Origin of the sequence: Bacillus sp. ISL-78 (genome assembly GCF_018613455.1) — a bacterium.
GTDB lineage: Bacteria > Bacillota > Bacilli > Bacillales > DSM-1321 > Peribacillus > Peribacillus frigoritolerans.
This window is the reverse complement of record NZ_JAGGQC010000003.1, coordinates 93,562-116,606: the sequence shown is the minus strand read 5'-3', so window position 1 is coordinate 116,606 and position 23,045 is coordinate 93,562. Positions and strand designations below refer to the sequence as shown.

Annotated in this window: 25 protein-coding genes; 19 read left to right on the top strand and 6 right to left on the bottom strand. The window is 41.0% G+C overall.

What is annotated here, in order from left to right; all coding sequences use genetic code 11:
* Positions 1-121 precede the first annotated feature (121 nt).
* The 3 genes from J7I96_RS03015 to J7I96_RS03005 all read left to right on the top strand — a co-directional run bounded on the left by J7I96_RS03015 (position 122) and on the right by J7I96_RS03005 (position 1,893).
* On the top strand, positions 122-604 hold the full coding sequence (locus tag J7I96_RS03015) for a DinB family protein (RefSeq protein ID WP_214768878.1): 483 nt from the start codon (positions 122-124) through the stop codon (positions 602-604).
* Positions 605-742: 138 nt separating this feature from the next.
* The gene (locus tag J7I96_RS03010) at positions 743-1,219 is read left to right on the top strand and encodes a M15 family metallopeptidase (protein WP_396020058.1); all 477 of its coding nucleotides are present in this window, start codon (positions 743-745) and stop codon (positions 1,217-1,219) included.
* Positions 1,220-1,350: 131 nt separating this feature from the next.
* Complete coding sequence (locus J7I96_RS03005) at positions 1,351-1,893, top strand: acyl-CoA thioesterase (RefSeq protein WP_034314279.1); 543 nt, start codon at positions 1,351-1,353, stop codon at positions 1,891-1,893.
* 113 nt (positions 1,894-2,006) lie between these two features.
* Here the strand turns inward: J7I96_RS03005 and J7I96_RS03000 are convergent, their stop codons facing one another.
* Complete coding sequence (locus J7I96_RS03000) at positions 2,007-2,642, bottom strand: Bax inhibitor-1/YccA family protein (protein WP_214768875.1); 636 nt, start codon at positions 2,640-2,642, stop codon at positions 2,007-2,009.
* 493 nt (positions 2,643-3,135) lie between these two features.
* On the opposite strand from J7I96_RS03000, the gene J7I96_RS02995 reads away from it, so the two are divergent.
* The 9 genes from J7I96_RS02995 to J7I96_RS02955 all read left to right on the top strand — a co-directional run bounded on the left by J7I96_RS02995 (position 3,136) and on the right by J7I96_RS02955 (position 10,587).
* On the top strand, positions 3,136-4,161 hold the full coding sequence (locus J7I96_RS02995; RefSeq protein WP_214768873.1) for an ABC transporter ATP-binding protein: 1,026 nt from the start codon (positions 3,136-3,138) through the stop codon (positions 4,159-4,161).
* A complete protein-coding gene (locus J7I96_RS02990; RefSeq protein ID WP_133348540.1) occupies positions 4,139-5,065 on the top strand; it encodes an ABC transporter ATP-binding protein in 927 nt (308 codons plus the stop codon). The genes J7I96_RS02995 and J7I96_RS02990 overlap by 23 nt, the downstream gene beginning before the upstream one ends.
* A gap of 15 nt (positions 5,066-5,080) precedes the next feature.
* The gene (opp4B, locus tag J7I96_RS02985; RefSeq protein WP_214768871.1) at positions 5,081-6,046 is read left to right on the top strand and encodes an oligopeptide ABC transporter permease; all 966 of its coding nucleotides are present in this window, start codon (positions 5,081-5,083) and stop codon (positions 6,044-6,046) included.
* A 22-nt stretch (positions 6,047-6,068) separates the two neighbouring features.
* Entirely contained in the window at positions 6,069-6,968 is a 900-nt protein-coding gene (locus tag J7I96_RS02980) for an ABC transporter permease (protein ID WP_396020057.1), read from the top strand.
* 19 nt (positions 6,969-6,987) lie between these two features.
* Positions 6,988-8,754: an oligopeptide ABC transporter substrate-binding protein gene (opp4A, locus tag J7I96_RS02975; RefSeq protein ID WP_214768867.1), complete on the top strand. Its 1,767-nt coding sequence runs from the start codon at positions 6,988-6,990 to the stop codon at positions 8,752-8,754.
* Between the two features lie 107 nt (positions 8,755-8,861).
* Entirely contained in the window at positions 8,862-9,050 is a 189-nt protein-coding gene (locus J7I96_RS02970) for a hypothetical protein (RefSeq protein WP_214768865.1), read from the top strand.
* Between the two features lie 32 nt (positions 9,051-9,082).
* The gene (locus J7I96_RS02965; protein WP_156319562.1) at positions 9,083-9,220 is read left to right on the top strand and encodes a hypothetical protein; all 138 of its coding nucleotides are present in this window, start codon (positions 9,083-9,085) and stop codon (positions 9,218-9,220) included.
* A 92-nt stretch (positions 9,221-9,312) separates the two neighbouring features.
* Positions 9,313-10,359 (top strand): M42 family metallopeptidase, encoded by a 1,047-nt coding sequence (locus J7I96_RS02960; RefSeq protein ID WP_214768863.1) that lies wholly within the window; start codon positions 9,313-9,315, stop codon positions 10,357-10,359.
* Positions 10,360-10,404: 45 nt separating this feature from the next.
* Positions 10,405-10,587 (top strand): hypothetical protein, encoded by a 183-nt coding sequence (locus J7I96_RS02955; RefSeq protein WP_215048044.1) that lies wholly within the window; start codon positions 10,405-10,407, stop codon positions 10,585-10,587.
* On the opposite strand, the gene J7I96_RS02950 is transcribed toward J7I96_RS02955, so the two are convergent.
* Positions 10,582-11,004 (bottom strand): pyridoxamine 5'-phosphate oxidase family protein, encoded by a 423-nt coding sequence (locus J7I96_RS02950; RefSeq protein ID WP_214768859.1) that lies wholly within the window; start codon positions 11,002-11,004, stop codon positions 10,582-10,584. The two genes, J7I96_RS02955 and J7I96_RS02950, sit on opposite strands and share 6 nt — an antisense overlap.
* A 182-nt stretch (positions 11,005-11,186) precedes the next feature.
* Here J7I96_RS02950 and J7I96_RS02945 point away from each other — a divergent pair, with 182 nt between their 5' ends.
* Both J7I96_RS02945 and cphA read left to right on the top strand, forming a co-directional pair.
* The gene (locus J7I96_RS02945) at positions 11,187-11,999 is read left to right on the top strand and encodes a cyanophycinase (RefSeq protein ID WP_214768852.1); all 813 of its coding nucleotides are present in this window, start codon (positions 11,187-11,189) and stop codon (positions 11,997-11,999) included.
* A complete protein-coding gene (gene cphA / locus J7I96_RS02940; RefSeq protein ID WP_214922891.1) occupies positions 11,996-14,617 on the top strand; it encodes a cyanophycin synthetase in 2,622 nt (873 codons plus the stop codon). The genes J7I96_RS02945 and cphA overlap by 4 nt, the downstream gene beginning before the upstream one ends.
* Positions 14,618-14,701: 84 nt before the next feature.
* On the opposite strand, the gene yidC is transcribed toward cphA, so the two are convergent.
* Both yidC and J7I96_RS02930 read right to left on the bottom strand, forming a co-directional pair.
* Positions 14,702-15,487 carry a membrane protein insertase YidC gene (gene yidC, locus J7I96_RS02935; protein WP_251025105.1) on the bottom strand — a complete coding sequence of 262 codons (786 nt, stop codon included), beginning with the start codon at positions 15,485-15,487 and terminating at the stop codon, positions 14,702-14,704.
* 28 nt (positions 15,488-15,515) lie between these two features.
* A complete protein-coding gene (locus J7I96_RS02930) occupies positions 15,516-15,803 on the bottom strand; it encodes a hypothetical protein (protein ID WP_034314256.1) in 288 nt (95 codons plus the stop codon).
* 292 nt (positions 15,804-16,095) lie between these two features.
* Between J7I96_RS02930 and J7I96_RS02925 the strand changes: the two genes are divergently transcribed.
* Entirely contained in the window at positions 16,096-16,554 is a 459-nt protein-coding gene (locus J7I96_RS02925) for a hypothetical protein (RefSeq protein ID WP_251025104.1), read from the top strand.
* A gap of 303 nt (positions 16,555-16,857) precedes the next feature.
* Here the strand turns inward: J7I96_RS02925 and J7I96_RS02920 are convergent, their stop codons facing one another.
* Positions 16,858-17,679 (bottom strand): glycerophosphodiester phosphodiesterase, encoded by an 822-nt coding sequence (locus J7I96_RS02920; RefSeq protein ID WP_214768842.1) that lies wholly within the window; start codon positions 17,677-17,679, stop codon positions 16,858-16,860.
* Between the two features lie 177 nt (positions 17,680-17,856).
* Here J7I96_RS02920 and J7I96_RS02915 point away from each other — a divergent pair, with 177 nt between their 5' ends.
* Entirely contained in the window at positions 17,857-19,173 is a 1,317-nt protein-coding gene (locus J7I96_RS02915) for an MFS transporter (RefSeq protein ID WP_214922893.1), read from the top strand.
* Between the two features lie 53 nt (positions 19,174-19,226).
* Here J7I96_RS02915 and J7I96_RS02910 read toward each other — a convergent pair whose 3' ends face one another.
* Positions 19,227-19,643: an organic hydroperoxide resistance protein gene (locus tag J7I96_RS02910; protein ID WP_096338351.1), complete on the bottom strand. Its 417-nt coding sequence runs from the start codon at positions 19,641-19,643 to the stop codon at positions 19,227-19,229.
* A 175-nt stretch (positions 19,644-19,818) separates the two neighbouring features.
* Here J7I96_RS02910 and J7I96_RS02905 point away from each other — a divergent pair, with 175 nt between their 5' ends.
* The 3 genes from J7I96_RS02905 to J7I96_RS02895 are packed head-to-tail and all read left to right on the top strand — an operon-like array spanning position 19,819 to position 22,971.
* Positions 19,819-20,205, top strand: coding sequence for a GntR family transcriptional regulator (locus tag J7I96_RS02905; protein WP_311380702.1), 387 nt, complete (start codon positions 19,819-19,821; stop codon positions 20,203-20,205).
* Positions 20,202-21,101 carry an ABC transporter ATP-binding protein gene (locus tag J7I96_RS02900; RefSeq protein ID WP_214922895.1) on the top strand — a complete coding sequence of 300 codons (900 nt, stop codon included), beginning with the start codon at positions 20,202-20,204 and terminating at the stop codon, positions 21,099-21,101. Before J7I96_RS02905 ends, J7I96_RS02900 begins: the two co-directional genes overlap by 4 nt.
* Positions 21,076-22,971 (top strand): DUF6449 domain-containing protein, encoded by a 1,896-nt coding sequence (locus J7I96_RS02895; protein ID WP_214922897.1) that lies wholly within the window; start codon positions 21,076-21,078, stop codon positions 22,969-22,971. The genes J7I96_RS02900 and J7I96_RS02895 overlap by 26 nt, the downstream gene beginning before the upstream one ends.
* The last annotated feature ends 74 nt before the right edge of the window (positions 22,972-23,045 follow it).

The following is a 23,045-nucleotide window of genomic DNA, read 5'->3' as shown; positions in this document are numbered from 1 at the left end:
TTAAAAAATAGATAACTTTTAATCGGTTCGTATTGGCAAAAAGTATTATTATTTTACACTTTCCTATAGGACATGGAATAATTAAGGGAGATTAGCGAGGCTGATAAGAGGAGATGCTAAAATGAATGAAAATGAAAAAATCAGGGAAGAACTTTTAAATGCTGTCAACGGACTATCGGATGAACAGCTGAACGCCCAACCTGAAACAGGAAGATGGAGCATCATCCAGGTTTTGGATCATTTATATTTAATGGAGAGGGCCATAACAAAGAGCATTTCCGATAAATTGAAAAGCGATGAAAGCATTCCTGCTGTGGATAAACCGATAGAACTTACGTTAAATCGTGTAGTGAAGGTCGAGGCCCCGCCATTTGTCACTCCGTCAGAATCATACCAATCCTTGAGTGAAGTTAAGGAGAAGTTGTCCGAATCCCGAAAAGCTTTTATACAGGTCGTTGACCATGCGAAGGAAATTGATCTCGAACAAAAGTCTTTTCCACATCCTTTGTTCAAAGATTTAAGCCTGAAGCAATGGATTCCGTTCGTGGGACTGCATGAAAAACGGCATTTATTGCAAATTGAAGAATTAAAAGCAAAGTTATAATAGAAGAAAAACTCATCCCTCTTTGGTTGAGTTTTTCATTTTCAGACAGATATTCGTAAAGGAAGGATTTTTTAAGTGAAAGCCACTTGGGTAAGGACATGTTTGGTATTGGGCTTTTTCGGATTGCTGCTGTGGCTCTTGTTCAAGTATATGCTTCCGCCTGATCTAGACGAAATCGAACTGACTGAAGAGCTGAATCCGATCGTCGCCGAAAAAAAAGATGAGCTCATCAAACAGTCTAAGGACAAAGGCATCCCGGTAATCATTACGGCCGGATACCGGTCTATAGCCGAGCAAAATGAACTCTATGAAAAGGGCCGATCAGACCCGGGCAACATCGTAACGAATGCAAGAGGTGGCGAGTCGCTGCATAATTTCGGTTTGGCGATAGATTTTGCCCTCCTTAACAAACAAGGCGAGGCCATTTGGGATATGAGTTATGACGGCAACGATAATGGAAAGTCGGATTGGATGGAAGTCGTAACAATCGCTAAAGGGTTAGGTTTCGATTGGGGAGGGGATTGGGCAGGGTTCAAGGATTATCCCCATTTACAAATGACATTTGGCTTAAGCCTGCGTGAGCTGCAGCAAGGCAAGCAGCCAAAAGGGCAGTGAAAGTGGTTGGCTTCATTATAAGCCGCATAATTTTGATTAATAGCAGGAAAATAAGCATGTGAATTGCTTTACAGGTAAGAATTCGATAAAGTGAACTAGTGAGAAATCAGACATAAAGGAGTGCAATCACCATGGAAGAAACAAAAAATTGCCGGGACTCTTTGGTCATAAAAACAAGCCTTGTCCTCCCGCCGGATACAAATAATATTGGTACGATGTTCGGAGGCAAATTAATGGCATACATTGATGATGTAGCGGCTATATCAGCCATGCGTCATGCGCGAAGCAACGTCGTTACGGCATCAACTGATTCCGTCGATTTCCTGCACCCTATTCACGAAGGAAATGCAGTTTGCCTTGAAAGCTTCGTGACTTATACGGGCAGAACATCAATGGAAATCATCGTAAAAGTGATTGCAGAAGATTTAGTTACAGGAGCCCGAAATTTATGCGTCATTTCCTTCCTGACATTTGTTGCCATTAATGAAGAAGGTAAACCAATTCCTGTTCCCCGTTTGGTTCCGGAAACGGAGATGGAAATGAATTTAAATGAATCAGCAAAACAACGGGCCCAAATAAGGAAAAAAAGAAGGGAAGATACACAGTTCATTGCAAGTACTTTCGGTGTGAAACTGCCATGGACCGATCAATCAAATCCAGGATTATATAAATAAGATAGACATCCCTTCAGCCGTTCTTATTGATGATCGAGACCATATGGAAAAAATTACGTGAAAAGACGCTTGGATAATTCCAAGCGTCTTTTTTATGGTACCTTTCAGATCTTTTAGTCATCGCTAGCTAAAATACCAAAGAAGCGCAAGATGTTAATGAATAGGTTAATGAAATCAAGATATAGGTTCAAAGCCATGAGCGGTACTTCTTCGGCTGTTACCCCGTAATGCTTCATTCGATTGAAATCATATAAAATATAACCGCTGAAAACTAAAATCCCTATAAATGAAAAGACCAGCATTGCTGTAGAACTTAATGGAAAGAAAATGTTGAAAATGCTAATGACGACTAAAGCTAGCAAGGCCGCAAATAACATTCCCCCCAAGAATGAAAGGTCCCTTTTGGTGGTTGTGGCATAAACCGCCAGTCCTCCAAATACGACTGTCGTCGTAACACCTGCCAGGATCACCACATTTACCCCTGCTGCGGCTAGGTAGTGGGCAATGATCGGATAGGTCGTAATTCCGGAAATCAACGTGAAAATATACAAAAATGTGTAACCTATGGCTTTTTTCCTTCGCAATATGAATGCTCCAATCAACATGGCGATCTCAAGTATCGCCAAGGGAAGAAACAAGGATGGCGGAACAAGAGTGCCGAGAGCCATACCTAAAACGGAAACGGCAAGAGATAAAGCGAACGTCCGCATGACGGACGGCATATATGTTTGTACAGTTTGTGAATACATTCAATCACCCCATCATTTATTTTCTACCGTTTTCTACGAATCTGTTTTAAAAAGGTTTCATTGCATACAATGAAAATTTGGTGTTTTTTTAAAAGTATTGAAATATATATGAAGTAATTACCTTTTCTATGATATTCTTGCAAATATACCAATTCTTCTGAAATATTAAAATACTTTAAACGGGACCATTCCGCGGTAAGTAAAACGATAAGGTCAATAAATAGAAATAAACTTCAAAAAAGATATTTCGAAATAATAAATCCGAAATGATTGATTCTATATATTTAATCGGACTTCAAAACTTTACTGTATAACAGTTATAAAGGAAACGTTTTTATGTTGCAGAAAATTATTCCTAAAGTTATAAAATATGAAAAAAATGTGATTATTTTCTAAAAAAACTATTGTGTAATTGTAAAAAAATGATTAAAATTTTAACTAATTATCAGAAGATTAATTATTTTCCCGATAAAATAGTTTAGGGGGAGCAAGGATGAAGAAAGCTATTTTGCAATTAGAGAACCTAACTACCTCATTTCGAATCGGAAACAAATATCATGCAGCTGTGGATGATGTTTCGTTTACGGTAAATGAAAATGAAATTGTAGCAGTTGTAGGAGAATCAGGTTGTGGAAAGAGTGCATTGGCCTTATCCATCATGCAATTACATAATAAGCAGAGAACGAAATCCGAAGGAAACATCAATTATAAAGGCCAAAATCTATTAAAGTTGAATGATGTGCAAATGAATAAAGTCCGTGGTAAGGAATTGGGTATGATATTCCAGGAACCTTTAACAGCTTTGAACCCGCTCATGACCATCGGAAAACAGATCGAGGAGAATCTTGATTATCATACTGGACTCTCCAGTGCTGAAAAAAAGAACAGGACGATCGAACTTTTGACACAAGTGGGAATTCCATACCCTGAACGGACGTACAAGCAATATCCGCATGAGCTCTCGGGCGGAATGCGGCAAAGGGCAATGATCTCGATTGCCATTGCTTGCAACCCTGCCCTGGTCATCGCCGATGAACCCACGACGGCACTCGATGTTACGATCCAAGCGCAAATACTCGATCTGCTGAAGGATATCCAAAGCAGGACAAAAATGGGGATCATCTTAATTACACATGATCTGAGCGTAGTAGCAGAGGTCGCTGACAGGATCGTTGTCATGTATGCAGGTCAGGTAGTGGAAACGGGAAGTGTTAAAGAGATATTCAACAATCCGCTGCATCCATATACAAGGTCGTTATTGAATTCGATTCCTTCGGCCGCAAACGAGAAAAACCGTTTGCATGTTATCGAGGGAATCGTTCCATCGATAGCCAAAATGGATCGGATCGGATGCCGCTTCCAAGATAGGATTCCATGGATACCAAAACATGCGCATGAAGAGACACCCCGGCTTCACGAAGTGGGTAACGGTCATTTTGTCCGCTGTACCTGCTATAAAGCATTCTATTTTCAAGCTGAAGGAGATGCATCGGCCCATGACATTACTCAAAGTAGATAATCTGAAAGTGCATTTCCCAATAAGGGGCGGTTTTTTTCGAAGGGTGGTCGATCACGTAAAGGCAGTGGACGGTGTTTCCTTTGAGCTGCAGCAAGGGGAAACATATGGTTTGGTCGGGGAATCCGGAAGCGGCAAGTCCACGACAGGCAAGGCAGTGGTCAAACTGAATGAGGTGACATCCGGGCAAATCCTGTTTGAAGGCAGGGATTTAGCATCTTTAAGTAGAAGAGAAATTAAACCATTCAGAAAAGATATCCAAATGATTTTCCAAGACCCGTATTCATCATTGAATCCCAAGAAGAGGGTACTTGACATAATTGCCGAACCGCTGAGGAACTTCGAACGGTTATCCCCTTCAGAGGAAAAGAAAATCGTACAGGACTTCTTGGACAAAGTCGGACTGAGTCCTGAATCGATTCACAAGTATCCTCATGAATTTTCAGGTGGTCAGCGCCAGCGAATCGGGATTGCCCGATCATTGACATTGAAACCTAAACTGATCATTGCGGATGAACCGGTGTCAGCATTGGATGTTTCCGTTCAGGCACAAGTATTGAATTTTCTTCAGGATCTCCAACAGGAGTTCAATTTGACTTATTTATTTGTCGGGCATGATTTAGGCGTAATCAGGCATATGTGTGACCGGATGGGTGTTATGTATCGGGGTAGATTGGTAGAGGAAGGCAAAAGCGAGGAAATCTATGAAAATCCCCAACATATATACACGAAGCGCCTGATTGCCGCCATTCCGGATTTAGAGCCGGAAGTCCGCGAAGATAAAGTGCAGCTTAGAAAAAAACTCACCTCGGAATATGAGTCTACCTACTCAAAATATTTCGATGAGAATGGACGTGCTTACGATTTGAAGCCAATCTCATCGACACATAGAGTCGCATTACAATAAGGAGGTGGAAGGAATATGTGGAAATTTATTCTAAGACGATTATTAGTAATGATCCCGCAGCTCTTTTTATTGAGCATCATCGTTTTCATGATGGCAAAAGCAATGCCGGGAGATGCACTGTCCGGCCAGGAAATCAACCCTAGGGCCAATCCAGCCGAGCTTGATAGGATCAGGGAAGAACTGGGTTTGAATGATCCTTGGTACCAACAATATCTAAGGTGGGCATCCAATGCAGTACAGGGGGATTTCGGTGTTTCCTATACACATAAGACGCCCGTTATGGATGTGATCGAAGACAGGCTTTGGAACACAGTGTTCCTGGCGTTGGTCACGTTGATCTTTACATATATGCTTGCGATACCATTAGGCATACTTAGCGGAAGGTATAACGATACCTGGGTGGATAAAACCGTTACGGGTTATAGTTATGTAGGGTTTGGCACGCCAATTTTCATTTTTGCTTTAATCATGTTATTCGTTTTCGGATTTGCCCTTGATTGGTTCCCGTCTGGCGGCAGTGTCGATTCAAAAGTGGATGAAGGAACATTCGCCTACGTTGTAAGCAAGATCAATCATTTGATTTTACCAGCTTTAAGTACAGCTTTAATTGCAACAACAAGTACGATCCAATATTTGCGAAATGAAATCATCGATAATAAAATCAAGGATTTCGTAAGGACAGCCCGTTCGAAGGGTGTGCCTGAATCAAAAGTGTATTCACAGCATATCCTGAGAAATTCCTTTTTACCGATAGCAGCATTCTTAGGTTATGAAATTACTGGATTGATCGGCGGCGCGGTCATAATCGAGACCATTTTCAGTTATCCGGGACTGGGGCAGCTTTTCCTTAGTTCAGTAAGTCTGCGGGATTTCAGTGTTGTCACTGCCATCGTCATGATGACGGGATTTGCCACTCTGCTTGGCACCCTTCTTTCGGACATCATACTTAGTGCGGTCGATCCGCGTATACGGATAGAATAGGAGCGGGGTGAGTCGTATGGAAATGAAAGTGGAAACCGGTAAGAACATACAAGTCAACGATGTGAGCCCTTCAGGAATCAAGATCATCTGGCAGGAAATCAAAAAGGATAAACTTGCCATGGGCTCATTGATTATATTAGCAGCCATATTGCTTTTTGTTTACGGTGCGTCGTTCTTCATGGACGCCAAGGAAATAGCTAAGGTCGATTTTCTCTCCATTTATATGGAACCATCTTCAGACTATTGGCTAGGAACCGATTATGGCGGCCGGGATGTATTCGGACAACTGATAATAGGTACCAGAAATTCATTCACGATCAGTTTATTCATTACATTATTCACGGCTATCATCGGTTTATCATTAGGGCTTCTGGCGGGCTACTTCGGCGGGGCAACCGATAATGTGATCATGCGTATTATCGATTTCGTGATTGCCCTGCCGCAAATGATGTTCATCATCGTTGTAGTCGTGATTGTGCCAATCTTCAATGTATATGTTTTCATTTTAATCATGACGATGTTTTTATGGACAGGCAAGGCACGGCTGATTCGTTCAAAGGCTTTGTCTGAGCGTGAGCTGGATTATATCCATGCTTCACAGACACTTGGGACGCCGCATTGGAAAATCATCCTGTTTCAGCTTCTGCCCAATGTCAGTTCATTGATCATCGTTAACTTCATTTTGAACCTTGCAGGCAATATTGGCTTAGAATCCAGTTTGACTTTCTTAGGATTCGGCCTTCCGGAGAGCACACCGAGTCTCGGTACGCTCATCAGTTATGCTCGAAATCCAGATGTTCTGGAAAACAAGTGGTGGATATGGGTACCCGCATCACTCATGATTTTAGTGTTGATGCTGAGTATAAATTTCGTTGGTCAAGCGTTAAAACGCGCAGCCGATGCAAGACAAAGAAGAGGATAAATAAAGGGGAGTGTATGATATGAAAATCAAAAGCTACAGTAAGGTATTAAGTGCATTGGCCATTTCGTCTCTACTGCTTGCTGCATGTTCGAATGATACGGAGAAGTCGTCAACGAAAGAGAAAAAAGGGAAAGATGTCGAACAGGTTGATACCTCTAAATTCCCGACAAAGACGACAAATCAAGGAGAGCCGATTGAAGGCGGCCATTTGACATATGGATTGGTATCCGATACCCCGTTTGAAGGGATATTAAACAAAGTTTTCTATCAAGGCGAACCCGATCACCAAATCATCACTTTCCTGGATGATGAAGATTTATTGGATACAGACGAAAACTATGTATTCACGAATGAAGGCGCCGCTTCCTATGAGATATCGGACGATCATAAAACGGTCACGCTGACGATCAAGGATAATGTAAATTGGCATGATGGAAAGCCTGTGACAGGCACTGATTTAGAATATGCGTACCTTGTCATAGGAAGCAAAGATTACAAAGGTGTCCGCTATGATGAACAAATGGCTTTGATCGAGGGTATGGAAGAGTATCATGAAGGGAAAGCGGATAAGATTTCAGGCATTAAAGTCGATGGCAAGAAAATCACTTTCACGTTCAAAAAAGCGAATCCGTCCGTCACGACCGGATTATGGACATACCCGCTTCATAAAGAATACTTAAAAGATGTTCCGATTGCAGATTTGGAATCATCGGATAAAATCCGTAAAAATCCGATTGGGTTTGGACCATTCAAAGTGAAGAAAATCGTTCAAGGGGAAGCGGTCGAATTTGAAGCGAATAAAGATTATTACCGCGGTGCACCTAAATTGGACAGTGTCACATTAAAAGTCGTGAATCCGTCTATTGTCGTCAAGTCACTTGAAAATGGTGACCTCGATGTAGCCGAGGTCCTGCCTGAGCAATATGAGCAGGCCAAGGAATTGGACAATGTCGAATTATTGGGGAAAGTTGAATTGGCTTATTCCTATATTGGTTTCAACTTCGGCTACTATGATAAGGAAAAAGAAGAGAATGTTATGGATGAGAATCCGAAGTTCGGTGACAAACGCCTTCGTCAGGCGATGGCATATGCCATCAATAATGAAGAAGTTGGCGAAAAAATGTACAAGGGCCTTCGCTTCCCTGCCAACTCTGTCATTACACCGAACTTTAAATATAACAATAAAGATGTAAAACCATATGAATATAATCCTGAAAAAGCTAAAAAACTTTTGGATGAAGCAGGATTTGTTGACACGAATAATGATGGCATTCGTGAGGATGCTGATGGAAAAGAGTTCAAGATCAACTTTGCTTCCATGAGCGGTTCCGATGTTTCTGAGCCACTGGCAAGATATTATATCCAGCAATGGGAACAAGTAGGGTTGGACGTCGAATTGCAGGATGGAAGGCTGCATGAGTTCAATTCATTCTACGACCTGCTGAAAAAGGATAATGATAAAGTTGATGTTTATTCAGCAGCATGGGGAGTCGCTTCCGATCCGGATCCATCTGGTCTATGGGCTAGATCTGCGGAATTTAACTATACCCGCTGGGTGAATGAAAAAAATGATGAGCTTCTTGCTAAAGGGATTTCAGAGGAAGCCTTCGATGATCAATATCGAATCGATACGTATAATGAGTGGCAAGAATTGATTCATGAAGAGGTTCCGGTCATTCCGACATTATTCCGTTATCAATTGGCTGGAGTGAATGAACGCGTCACAGGTTACGATTATCTCGCAGGCCGTCAATATCAATGGCATAATGTTGGGGTAACGAAATAATTTAAGATGACTATCGGCTGCCTTTATGGCGGTCGATTTTTTTTTTGTTTCAATGGAGTGGCTAAAGGTTATATAGATAATAGTAAGTAATTGGAAGGGTGATATTGATGGAAGTGAGAAATCCTAATGAAACAAAGAGAGAGTTAGAAATATTGTTTACTGAATCGGTTGGCCGTTTACTGAAACCTCTCGAAGAGGAAATCATTGCAGACATTATAGCCTATCCAGACGAAAAGAGAATTGCCTTCTTGGAATATATGAAGGAAATGTCCAACAAACAAAGACAATTGAAGTGAAGTTGAACTTTCATCATGAAGGAGGTTTTTTTATGAGGAACGAAGATATGGACAGATACAAGGTATGGCGCGATAAGTGGAAAAGAAGAGTGAATATGGAGAACTTGGCGTTATATGGAATTGCAACATTAGCTATGGCCATCTTGCCTGTCATGGCTTTTATGAGTTAAATCTATTAAAGGGCCGCCTTTTGGCGGTCTTTTAATATGTTAAAAGTTGCCATGAAAAGATATAATGAACAAAGAGGAAAGGAGAGATATGCATGAGCGTGATCGAAGAAAAAGAAATCATATCTTACATAAAAGAATTGGTGTCCATACCCAGCCCCTCCGGCTATACTGAACAAGCCATTAAATACGCGGCTGATTTCATGGAGCAGAGGAAGGTTTCATATAACATCACGAATAAAGGGGCATTGCTTGCTACATTAAAAGGCGAAGATGATAACAAACAACGCTTGCTGACTGCCCATGTCGATACACTGGGAGCCATGGTAAAGGAAATCAAAGCGAATGGCCGCCTCAAATTGACGATGATCGGAGGTTTCCGCTGGAACTCGGTGGAAGGGGAGTATTGTAAAATTCATACAGCTGACGGAAGAATCATCACTGGGACCATTTTAATCAATCAGACCTCTGTCCACGTATATAAAAATGCCGGGGATGCCAAGCGTGATGATGAAACGATTGAGGTCCGGATAGATGCTATCGTGAAAACTAAAGCGGAAACCGAGGCCATTGGCATTTCTGTTGGAGATTTTGTCTCCTTTGAACCGAGAGTGGAAGTGACGGATACAGGCTTTTTGAAATCAAGGCATTTGGATGATAAAGCTAGCGTTGGCATCCTTCTTCATATCATTGACCTCATTTCCGCAGGAAAGATAAAACTGGCATATACGACCCATTTCCTGATTTCCAACAATGAAGAAATCGGCTATGGCGGAAATTCCAATATCCCTGAGAAAACAGTCGAGTATCTAGCTGTCGATATGGGCGCGATCGGTGATGGACAAACGACGGATGAATTCAGCGTTTCCATTTGCGCAAAAGACTCCTCGGGTCCTTATCATTATAAACTGCGCCAGCATCTGGTCTCGCTTGCCCAAGCAAATGCTGTCGACTACCGAGTAGATATTTATCCATATTATGGATCGGACGCTTCCGCTGCGATCCGGGCAGGATATGATGTCGTACATGGCCTGATCGGACCGGGAATCGATGCTTCACATGCCTTCGAGCGGACACATGTCTCTTCATTAAAGCATACAGCCAATCTGATTTTGCATTATATCCAATCAGAGTCAGTATAATCGTGAGAAAAGCCCGCACTCCTATAATAGTAGTGCGGGCTTTTCTTGTTTTTTAGTGATATTTTCATTATAGTCGTGAATTTTGGTGTTTTACACGGTCATTTACTCGTGAATTTCGATCAAATACTCGTGAGTTTCGGTGTTTTACTCGTGAATTTTGGCCATTTACTCGTGAGTTTGAGCGTAATACTCGTCAATTGGCGTAAGTACAAAAATAAAGATTTATAATGATAATTCTTGTGGAGGTTCACCATTGTTGTTCATCAACCGGATGCTTTCCGGCTTAATTTGCAGAATTAAATAATTTGGATCTTTAGGCCCTTCGAACCACTTTTCAAATGATTCATTCCATAATTTATCTTTCAGTTCCTGTGAATCGTTTATTTTCGTGGTACCTGAGATCTCCAGGTAAGAATCACCCAATCCTTCATTATCATAGCCAATCAGGATATGAACATTAGGGTTCTTTTCAATTTCGTCGATTTTTTCCGTCTTTCCACTCGTGGGTGTGTATAAAGTTAATTCATCATTAAAAAATGTCATATAGCGTGAATGTGGTTTGTTGTTTTCAACTGAAGATAAAACTCCTATTTTATGATCACGGATGATGTTCAATACTTTTTCTTTTATTTGGTTTTGGCTCATTTTTGACACTCCTTTTATTTTTTACTTTATTACTTTTCCTCTTTTTTCATTAAGTTAAACAAAATTATGCAGTTTGCCATTTTTATGAATGAATACCGAAAGAAGTTGCCATACTAGTCATTATGTGTTCTGTTTAGAGCAATTTCATGATGTGAATCCATTTGTAAAGGTGAGTATGATGAATGAATTGTGGTGAATTACTTATCATTGGCGGGGCAGAGGATAAGTGCCTTGAAGGTGAAGTATTAAATAAATTTGTCGAGCTTGCTACCCATAGCAAAGGCGGAATAGGAATATTGCCTACAGCGAGTGAAATTCCTGAGGAAGTGAGTACAGAGTATATCAAGATTTTCAGGGATTTAGGTGTGGACAGGGTGGAAGTGATCAAGCTGGATTCAAGGCAGGATGCAAACGATCCGGCAATTTGTGAACAGCTTGCATCTTTTTCCGCCATCTTCATTTCAGGGGGAAACCAAAGCCGACTGTCTGAACTGATTGGAAAAACAAAGTTCCACGATGCCCTTTCTAAAGCCTGGCATGAAGGAATGGTGATAGCAGGGACAAGTGCTGGTGCTTCGATTTTAGGTAAGTATATGATCGTTGCTGCTGACACGATGCTGAATGACAATAAGTTAAAGGTTGAAATTGGCGTAGGTTTCGGCTTTCTGGACGGACTGATAATCGATCAACACTTTTCCCAGCGTGGCCGGTTTGATCGTCTGTTAAGTGCAATAGCAGGTAAAAAGGAAATTATGGGTATTGGCATTGATGAAAATACAGCAATTTTAGTTAAAGACGGTCATTTTGAAGTAGTCGGCCAACATCAAGTATTGGTTCTTGATGGCAGCACCAGTGATTATATAAATATCACATCTTCTGATAATGGAAGTGAAGAGTTGACTCTTTCGGGATTCAACCTTCATGCACTAACCAGGGGATACCGTTTTGACCTGCTTACAAGGAAATTGTTGATGAAAAAGGGGATCCAACAATGAAGATCAATCGAGTCCGTTATTTAAAAGGACCTAATTATTTTGCTTATACACCTACGATTTGCATTGAATTGGATATAGGGGAACTGGAACAGAAACCATCTGATTCAATACCTGGATTCAATGAAAAATTGTTAAAGGTGCTCCCGAACTTGGGAAGCCATACATGTTCAAAAGGGTATCGAGGCGGATTCGCCGAAAGGCTGAGAAAAGGAACATGGATGGGACATATATTGGAGCATATGACGATTGAGCTTCAAAACTTGGCTGGAATCGAAGCCATTCGGGGAAAAACGATAATGATGGAAAAGAAGGGTTTTTATTATGTTACCTTTGACTATCAGGAGCCTCACTCAGGTCTTCAAGCTTTTTTAGCAGCAAAAGATATCGCGGAAGCCATCCTGAATGGTGAAAAACTTATAAATGTACAATCTTATGTAAAACAAATAGAGCAGTTATATTATAAAAATAAACTGGGGCCAAGTACCGAAGCCATTTTTAAGGCAGCGCAAGCAAAAGATATCCCTGTCGAGCGAATGGGTGATGAAAGCTTATTGCGTTTAGGAACAGGTGCAAGGCAGAAGTATGTCCAGGCGACAATCTCTAGCCAGACTTCGAATCTTGCGGTTGAGAATTCATGTGACAAAGCATTGACCAAATCCATTTTAAGAGGATGTGGCCTCCCTGTACCTGAAGGGGAAGTTGCCCATTCCATTGAAGATATCTTTGCCTCGGCGGACAGGCTGGGTTTTCCACTGGTCATAAAACCGTATAATGGGAGACAGGGTCAGGGTGTCATCACCCATATCAAAAATAAGGATGAGCTATTCAATGTAATCAATTGTTTGGAGTTGCATGTAGAGAAGTATATTATCGAACGGCATATTGAAGGACATGATTATCGGTTACTGATAGTTAATGGAGAACTTATCGCCGCCAGTTTGAGGCTTCCACCCTATGTTATTGGCAATGGCAAGGAAACGATACGCAGTTTGATAGAAAAGGAAAATTGTAATGATTTGCGGGGAGAAGGTCATGAAAAGCCGATGTCAAAAATCCCACTTACACATACCGTGACGTGTTACTTGGAAAAATCGAATCGGACACTCGATACGATTCCGAATCAAGGGGAATTGGTTCAAGTTGTCGGCAATGCAAATCTTTCGACTGGCGGAAAGGCAATCGATGTAACGGACCAGGTTCATCCGACCATTAAGAATATGGCTGTTGCAGCTGCGAAAGCGATTGGTTTGGATATCGCCGGAATAGATTTTATTTGTGAGGATATATCAAAACCGATCGAACATTCAAGGACTGCAATTATTGAAGTGAATGCTGCACCGGGAATTCGAATGCATCATTATCCGAGTGAAGGGAAAAAAAGGGATGTAGGCAAAGCCATTGTCGATTATTTATTTCCAACCAGGGAAGAGGCGGCTATACCGATCATTGCAGTGACCGGAACAAATGGCAAGACGACAACAACCCGATTGATTCATTATTTTCTTACTAATGAAAAAACAAAAGTTGGGATGACAAATTCTGATGGAGTATATATCGGCGATGAGGTATTGGATCACGGTGACTGCAGCGGCCCTGTCAGTGCAAGAATGGTATTGGCCCATCCTGAAGTCGATATTGCCGTATTGGAAACGGCCCGTGGCGGGATTCTGCGTGAAGGTCTTGCTTTTCGTAAATGTAATGTGGGGATCATCACCAATGTAAGTGAGGATCACCTCGGCCGTGATGGAATCGATACATTGGATGATCTCATTAAATTAAAGAGGCTGGTAGCTGAAGTCGTAATGAAAACAGGCTATTGTGTACTGAATGCAGATGATCCGAATGTAGCTGCCATGAACGCTTATACAGATGGGGAGGTCATTTACACCTCTACAGATGCCACCCAGCCTCACGTGAAAGCTGCGATAGATAAGGGATGTAAAGTTTGGTACGTCAATGAAAAAGGCGTCATTTGTCATTCAGCTGATGGAGTCATCCATCCATTTATGGATTGCACCATGGTTCCAATTACGATCTCCGGCATGGCGCGTCATAATATCGCCAATTTACTTCAGGCGTTAGCCGCAGCCGAAACACAAGGCATTTCCATGGAAGAACTAAGAAGGAAGGCTGCCACATTTATGCCTGATACGAATTTGTCCAAAGGACGGTTCAATTTGAAAAAGTTGAAAGAGCGCACGATCATCATCGACTATGCTCATAATGAAGCGGGATTGAAGGCCATATTCGAAACGGTCAGTGCCTATAACAAAAATCATCTTATCACTGTTTTGGCAGGGCCAGGGGACCGTATTGATGAAGAACTTATCAGACTCTCCAAGGTAGCGGCCATTAATTCCGATCTGTTCATCATTAAAGAAGACGATGATTTGCGGGGAAGGGAGCCGTTAGAAGTAGCCGGGCTGCTTCAGGATGCTGCGGTAGAAGCTGGGTTACAAAAAGATCGGACATTCATCGAACCGAATGAATTGGACGCATTCATAAAAGCCTGGGAGAAGTCACAACCGGGTGACCTATTATTGTTCTTTTACACGGATTTCGAATATGTAGAGCGATTTTTCGAAAAGGTTTCAACAAATCCATTGCCGAAGAAATAAAACAAAGTGATCTCACCCTGGAAATCCCATCGCTTTCCAGTGCAAGTGGAAAATGAAAGTATGAAAAAAGCTAATCCAAGTGGATTAGCTTTTTTTCATGACCGTTTCATTTGCAGCCGGGACAGCGGTATGGTCTTTTTTATATATTCGCTGAAGCACGATTGACTGAACAATCATGAATATACCACCGATTGACCAATATAGTGGCAATGCAGCAGGAGCAGAGAAAGAAATGAATAAGATCATTGCTGGTGAGAGCAAGCTCATCATCTTCATTTGTTTCTGCTGTTCTTCCGGCATTTGTCTCACGGAAATGACCGATTGGAAGTAATAAATGACACCAGCGATTATCGCCATGGCAATATTCGGCTGACCTAGGCTGTACCAAAGGAAACTATGGGTCGCAATTTCATGGGAACCTTGAATTGCATAATAAAAGCCCATTAGGATTGGCATTTGAATTAACAGCGGCAGACAGCCCATGTTTAAAGGATTGACTCCATGTTTTTGGTAAAGCTGCATCATTTCCTGCTGAAGGGCCTTTTGTTTAGCGGGATCTTTCGTCTCTTTGATTTTCTGCTGGATTGCTGTCATTTCCGGTTTCAGCCCACTCATCTTCGTCTTCATGCTAAGCTGTGTTTTGTATTGTTTGGCAGTCAGTGGTAGCAAAACAAGGCGAATCAAAAATGTCATCATGATGATGCTTAAACCATAGTTGCCATTAAATAAACCAGCATTGAATTCCAGCATTTTTGTCATGGGGTTAACCAATGCAGTATGAAATGGGCCGCTCGTTGCTGCTGAGCAACCAGTCATAAGGGTCGTTGCCAAAAATAGGACGGCAATTAAAAACATGTTTTTCTTCTTCAATATAATTTCCTCCTCGAATTGTTATTGTTTAAACAACTAGAAGGAGGCTTGGCTCATCGGAATCATCTGGTGAATCTTTTTGCCGGATAAATGTGAAAAAGCGCTGTGCACCGCGCCAATCAAAGGTGCTGCCTGTATGAACAGGGGATTTGCTTTTATCTGTATGAACGGAAGCTTGATATTTGTCATTCAAGAGCGATTGCTTTTTATTTAAGAAGTAAAACGCGGCCAGTGGAAAGACAAAGGTAAATAAGTAACCTGCCCATACCGCATGGCGAACGGTTTGATAATCGAATTCTAATAATAATTCCCACATAGGAATCCCTCGTTTTTTCTAAGATAAGAAAATTTGTCCAAAAATGATTTAGGGCCTAACATGACTATTGACCATATTTAAATCATTAACAACACTATATCAATTCTAGGGCAAGAAAGCTAAAAAATATAGGGGTTTTTTCAAAAAATAAACAGGGAATATTTTCTGATGCATTAATTTCAAAAATAGATTGAATGGAAATCAAATTCGAGACTGTTCAGAGCAGAGGCTGTACAAATGGTCATTCGTCTACATACGGATAAATGGAAGTTCAATTATGAGGTGAAAAGGTATGAAACCCTACGATTCATTCAATCAACAAAACGACCATAACGGTAATGAACGAAATGCACATCTCCGAAATATGGGCAAACATTTCATGGCAGGGGCATATCCATTTGAGAATCAGATGATGGATGTAAGGACTCCTCCTGGCCCGCCTGGTCCGTCCTACGGAGGGGGCCAGCCACCGCCTCGGCCGCCGTACGGAGGAGGACCGCCTCATATAGCTCCGCTATTATTCACTCCACAACTTCATGAAGGAATGTATAAGGCAATGGATACTATGTCAATGAAAGGGTGCTTATACAAACATACGTATATTTGGCTTAAGAATGGCCGTTCATTTTGGTTTTACCCAACATATGTCGGATATAATTCAGTGGCAGGTTATCGTTGGAGACGAAGTCAACAGCGATGGGCCTATTATGGAACGGACGCGCATGAAATACAATACTTTCATTGTTTTTAAAAAAACAAAAAACAATCCGCATTTGCGGATTGTTCAAAATGTACAAATTTGGACATAGATTGGAACGTAGGGCACTCGCTTTCCGCGGACGGTCCGGACTCGGCGCACTTGCGCCTTTGGGGTCCCCCTTGAACTCGATATTCCCGCAGGAGTCTCGCACACCCGCTCCAATCAACTATTTTTTTGCTTAAATTCTTTTGTTCCTAACCTTTAAACAAAATTTCAAAGGGAATTTTAAAAGGGATTCGGAGTGGTCTCACCCTGAACCGTGTAAAGAACTAGTTATCACTATCATTCAAAGATTCAATCCAAAAAATAATCTGGAAAATCGGAAATGATCCCATCTACCTGCATCATTTTGAACATGCGTATTTGTTTTTTATTGTTGACGGTCCATGTAAATACTTTCATCCCGTGCTTTTGGATTCGCTTTTGCAGCTTCGTACTCAAAATCGTTTGTTTTGGATTCAAAAATGATGCAAACTTGGCAATCTCTTTTATTTTTTGGTCATTGATTCGCCGTTTTATCAAAACGCCCACTTGTATGTCAGGCATTAATTGATGAAACCTTTTCATCGATTCCATATCGAACGAATGAACCATTATCTTATTTTTACTTGTTGAACATTCTTGGAATTCACCTAATTCTTCGGCAAGTTTCACTTCTATGCCGGGATAAGCAGAGGGATGTTTCAATTCGATTAAAATTCCGGCTTCAGACCCGAAATTCTCCAATACTTCCCTTAGTAAAGGAATCCTTTCGTTTTTATAGCGAGAATGATACCAGCTTCCTGCATCCAGTTCCTTTAATTCGGCTGCCGTGTAATCACGGAGATTCCCTTTGCCGTTTGTGGTTCGATCCAAGGTGGGATCATGATGAACAACAAGGACATCATCTTTACTGAGATGGATATCCACTTCCAGGAAATCAGCTCCCAATTCAATGGCTTTTTTATATGATGCCATTGTATTCTCGGGGCAATATCCAGATGCACCCCGATGTCCAATTTTAATGGGGGAATGCTCCATCATTAAGCTTTCAGGGAAATCACTTTTTGATCTTTTAGCGTAGAGAGCGAACAGGACAAGCATGGTTATCACGATAATAAGAAAAAATGCGGTCATCTTTCACACTCCTATCAGGCACAATGATTAAAAGTTAGCAGGACAGTCTCATTTCATAATATTACATGCTGGGCAGGAAAAAATCATGTTTTACACAATGTTATCATCCGACTTAAAGGATTTATTGGAAAGGTATGGAATACATATAATTTAAGTATCAGTAAGGAGGGAAAGCAGATGGAATTGCAGGTGAAACCGAAGTCTAAAAAATGGAAGGGGAATTTTGGTTTATATTTTTCCCTTCCCATTCTCTCTTGGGCGTTTTACGATTTTGCCAATACGATTTTTTCTTCTAATATCAATACGATTTTCTTTCCATTCTTTCTCCAGGAACAGATTGGGGAAAATGCCGTTCTTGATCAGATTGCGAGTACCTTCATCTCCTACGCTAATGCGATTGCCAGTTTGTTTCTCGTTTTGTTTTCCCCGCTGTTCGGTGTCATGATCGATCGAACGGGAAAAATGAAAAAATACATTATGATTTTCACACTCATTTCCGTTGTATGTACATTTTTAATGGGGGTATTCGGAGGAATGCCGTTGGATGGAAAGATTCTGGGCATTCCCGTTTCATTGGCGATCGTCATTCTTTTATTTGTGATAGCAAAGTTTTTCTATCATTCGAGTCTGGTTTTCTATGATACGATGATGAGCGATTTAGGCACGAAACAGCAATTGCCGCTTATATCAGGATTTGGCGTGGCGGTAGGCTATCTTGGAACGTTAGTGGGACTGTCAATCTATCCATTCATAAATAAAGGGAGTTCACATGAAGCCTTCATTCCCACTGCCATTTTATTTCTGGTTTTTTCCCTTCCCTTATTCTTTTTTTTAAAAGAGTCCCCAAAACAGCAAAAAGCGAAAGAACCTTTTTTATCAGGTTATAAGGAAATTAAATCAACATTTAAAGAGATGCGATCCTACCGATCGGTTTTTACATTCATGATTGCTTATTTCTTTTTAAATGATGCAATTGCGACCACTATAGGCATGATGGCCGTATATGCCAAGACTGTTGTTGGATTTTCCTCCAGCGGATTCATTTTTCTTTACCTGGTATCGACAGTATCGAGCATTGCCGGATCGTTTCTGTTTGGATACATCACGCAGTCGAAGGGACCGCGGCTGGCTGTAACGTATGTGGGAGTTCTGCTCTTGGTCGCTTTATTTATAGCGGTCTTCGCACAAACCGCCCTATGGTTCTGGGTTGCAGGGAGTATGTTCGGCATTTCGCTAGGTTCGATGTGGGTGACTTCACGGACGTATATCATTGAATTGACTCCTGACGAGAAGAGGGGGCAATTTTTTGGACTATTTGCATTCTCTGGAAAGGTCTCTTCAATAATCGGTCCGCTTTTATATGGAACGATCACGTTGATATTCCACGACCTCGGTACATTGGCGAGCCGGATGGCACTAGGGTCATTGATCATCATGGCGATAATAGGTCTTGGCTTTCTTTTGAAACTGAAGGGATTGGAAGAGGTGAAATAAGAAAAAGGGACTGGAGCCGGCCTTAATGCCGTATCCAGTCCCTTGCAAAAACGTTATACCAAAATCAAGGTGACATCGACGTTCCCGCGTGTTGCTTTTGAATAGGGGCAGATCATGTGTGCTTTTTTGGCGAAGTCTTCGGCTTCTTCCCTGCTTAGGTCGGGAATCGAAACATCCAACCTGACCGCCAATTTAAAACCGCCGTCATCCTCATCTTTACCGATCGTGACATTTGCAGTCACGGATGTATCGGCCTTTTTCTTTTCTTTTTGCAGAACAAGATTCAAGGCACTGTCAAAACATGCCGCGTAACCGGCTGCGAATAACTGTTCAGGGTTTGTGGCGCGCTCACCGGAACCACCTAATTCCTTCGGTGACCTCACATCGAAATCCAGAATCCCGTCCTCTGATTTAATATGTCCTTCCCGACCACCGTGTACGGTAACTGTAGCTGTATATAATGGTTTCAATGAAAACAACTCCTTTATTATTCTTACTATCATTACTTCCCTGCTGTAAGTCTTGTTAAACAAAATGAAAGCGAGTATTGTTTGAAAATGGTATTAAATTGGTTTTAAATTGGAAGATATTGTTTTATAATGTACTGTATTAGGAGATGTAATACACCCATTGCAAGGAGGGTTTATGATGTTTGAGTTGGATGTTCAAAGTGGAAAGCCGGTATATGAGCAATTGATGGATAAGTTAAAGGAACTAATGATCAATGAAGTTTTACAGGAACATAATCAGCTCCCATCCATCCGAATATTGGCTCAGGAATTGACCATCAATCCAAATACGATCCAGAAAGCTTACAAGCAGCTGGAATCTGACGGGTTTATATATACCTTACCAGGCAAAGGGAATTTCGTGGCACCTCCTAAATCCTTCAAAAATTCATTGAAGAAAGAAGAGATCAGAAACGAGCTTTCAAAGGTACTCGCTGAAGCTCTGTATATCGGAATCGATAAACATGAAATTTATAGAATGATAAAGGAAATCAGTCCATTGGCAAAGGGGGGGGATTCATGATTGAATTAAAACAGGTGAGTAAATTATATGAAGGAAAAGAAGCAATCAAAAACGTCACCTTGGTCATACAAAAAGGCTCCATATTCGGGTTATTAGGTTCAAATGGGGCGGGGAAAACGACTCTCTTAAAAATGCTTTCAGGCAACCTGATACAGGATGCAGGTGAAGTTCTTATTGATGGATCATATGTGTTTGAAAACCGGGAAGTGAAAAATCGTTGTTTCTTCCTTCCTGATACGCCTTATTTCCTGGCTAACTATACGATCACACAAATGGCAGGTTTTTATAGCCATATTTATAGCGAGTGGAATCAAGAACGTTTCCATCAATTACAGGAAGTATTCCCGATACCCGTCCAAAATAAAATACATAAACTATCGAAGGGGATGCAGAGACAGGTTGCTTTTTGGCTAGCACTCTCGACGATGCCGGAAGTTCTAATATTGGATGAACCGTTTGATGGATTAGATCCGGTCATGCGAAAAAATGTGAGGCAGTTGTTGATTCAGGATGTTTCGGAAAGGGATATGACGATTTTACTATCGTCCCATAATCTCCGGGAAATTGAAGATTTAGCCGATCATGTAGGGATTTTGCATAAGGGTGAGCTTGTTATCCAAAAGGTTTTGAATGACTTGAAAGCTGATGTACATAAAGTGCAAATTGCCTTTAAGTATAAAATTCCCCATGGTTTATACCGCGGAATTCAGATCCTTAACAAGGAAAGACGCGGCAGCGTGATCGTTTGTATCGTTAAAGGTAGTGAAGCCATGATTAAATCGCATTTTAATCAGTTTCAGCCGGAAATATTAGATATTCTCCCCCTTACTCTAGAGGAGATATTCATTTATGAAATGGGGGATATCGGTTATGTCATCCAGAATAACCTGGTTTAATAGGGAACTGATTATCTATATTTTCAGAAGCACTGGCTGGATTGGTTTCCTATATCTTGTAGGCCTCATATTTGCGCTGCCTCTGAAAATGTTAGCGATTATCTTGAATGGGAACAATGAATATGTGGAATTCGAAAACCTTTTTTCCTGTCAGCAGAAGATACAATTTGTCTTGGTCATCGTTATTCCAGTATTACTTGCCATCTTCCTTTTTCGGTTTTTACAAATGAAACAAGCCTCAGACTTCATTCATAGTTTACCGATTACGAGACGCAGCATCTACGTTCATATGATTGGAACGGGAATTGGTTTCATGGGTTTGCCGATTTTACTTACAGGTTCAATATTGATATTATTTCATTCGGCAATTGATATAGAACGGCTATATTCCATGACGGATATATGGTCTTGGATGGGGACCACATTCATTTTGGAAGCTTTGATCTTTTCTGTTGCCGTTTTACTTGGAATGGTTACGGGATTATCAGCCTTTCAAGGAGTGCTGACCTATATTTTTCTTACTTTGCCGGTGGGGCTTTTTGTTTTGTTTGCAGCCAATGTGAAATTTTTGATAGCAGGATTTTCTGCAGAGTATTATCTAAGTGCCAATATGAATGGCATCTCCCCATTATTAGCAGCAACGGAGATGGAAAAAATCACGTTCTTCTCTATTAATACATTAATTTATAGTATATTAACCTTTCTATTTCTGATCAGCTCTCTTTTTCTCTATGAGAGGAGAAAGCTGGAGCATGTGTCGCAGGCATTTGTTTACCCGAAGATTAAGCCAGTGTTTAAATTCGGCCTGACATTATGCATGATGCTGTTTACAGGGCTTTATTTTAGCGAAACGACAGGCGAATCTGGGTGGATTTTTTTTGGATATACGGTGGGTTCTTTGCTTGGATATTATTTAGGGGAAATCGTCCTGCAAAAGACTTGGCGAATACGGGTCAACCTGAAAGGTTATGTAGCATTTATAGCGGCTGTCATTGTGCTGGCACTCATTATAAAAATAGATCCCCTTCAGTATAAGACCAAGATTCCTGATGAAAAGATGATTAGCCAAATTTATATTGGTGATTCTCCTTTATTTTTTGATGGCGATGACACTTCGAATAGTGCTTCCACTTATCTTAAAGAGAAGGAAAATATTGAAGCGATCAGGTTATTGCATCAGGAGATCATCGATAAGGGCAAAAAGGTTTCCATTGGTGAATGGAATGATGGTCAATCCGTATTTCTTATGTATGAACTCAAGAATGGAAAACGGTTAGCAAGAGAGTATCATTTACAGAATTACGACTCATACATGCCGCTATTGGCAAAAATATATGAGTCGAATGAATATAAAAAAATGGTTAATCAGGTATTGAATGTTTCCGCTGAAGACGTTTCTAAAATCAAGATAACGGCGAGCGGCCAAGTGGACAAATCCATAACGATTACGGACCGCCACCAGCTGGAATCTGCAGTGAAGGCATTGTCGGAGGATCTGAATAATCAATCTTTCGCGCAAATGACTTCTTCTTTTGGTGATTACGCCTCCATAGAGATTCTTTTGAAAAATAACAAAACCATTTATATGAATTGGGACTCTTCATATTCTCAGTTTTCTGAATGGATGGTTAGTACCGGACAATCGGAACAAGCGCGGTTAATGGCTGATGATATTTCTTATATCCTGGTTGCGAAGTCCGAATCAAAAATTTATCACACGAATTCTGAAAGTGAACTTGCACAGCAGATTGAACAACAGCCAAATCGCTTGAAAATTAAGAACGCTTCTGAAATCGAGACAGCCATTGATAATGCCCAAATTGATTGGAGCGGGGAGTATTTAGCTGCCTTTTATTATAAAGAAAGCTGAGATGTGGACATCAAGAGTTTTTCTGGCGAACTTGTTCCTGATTTCATTTTGGGTCATTTTAATGAAAAATAACG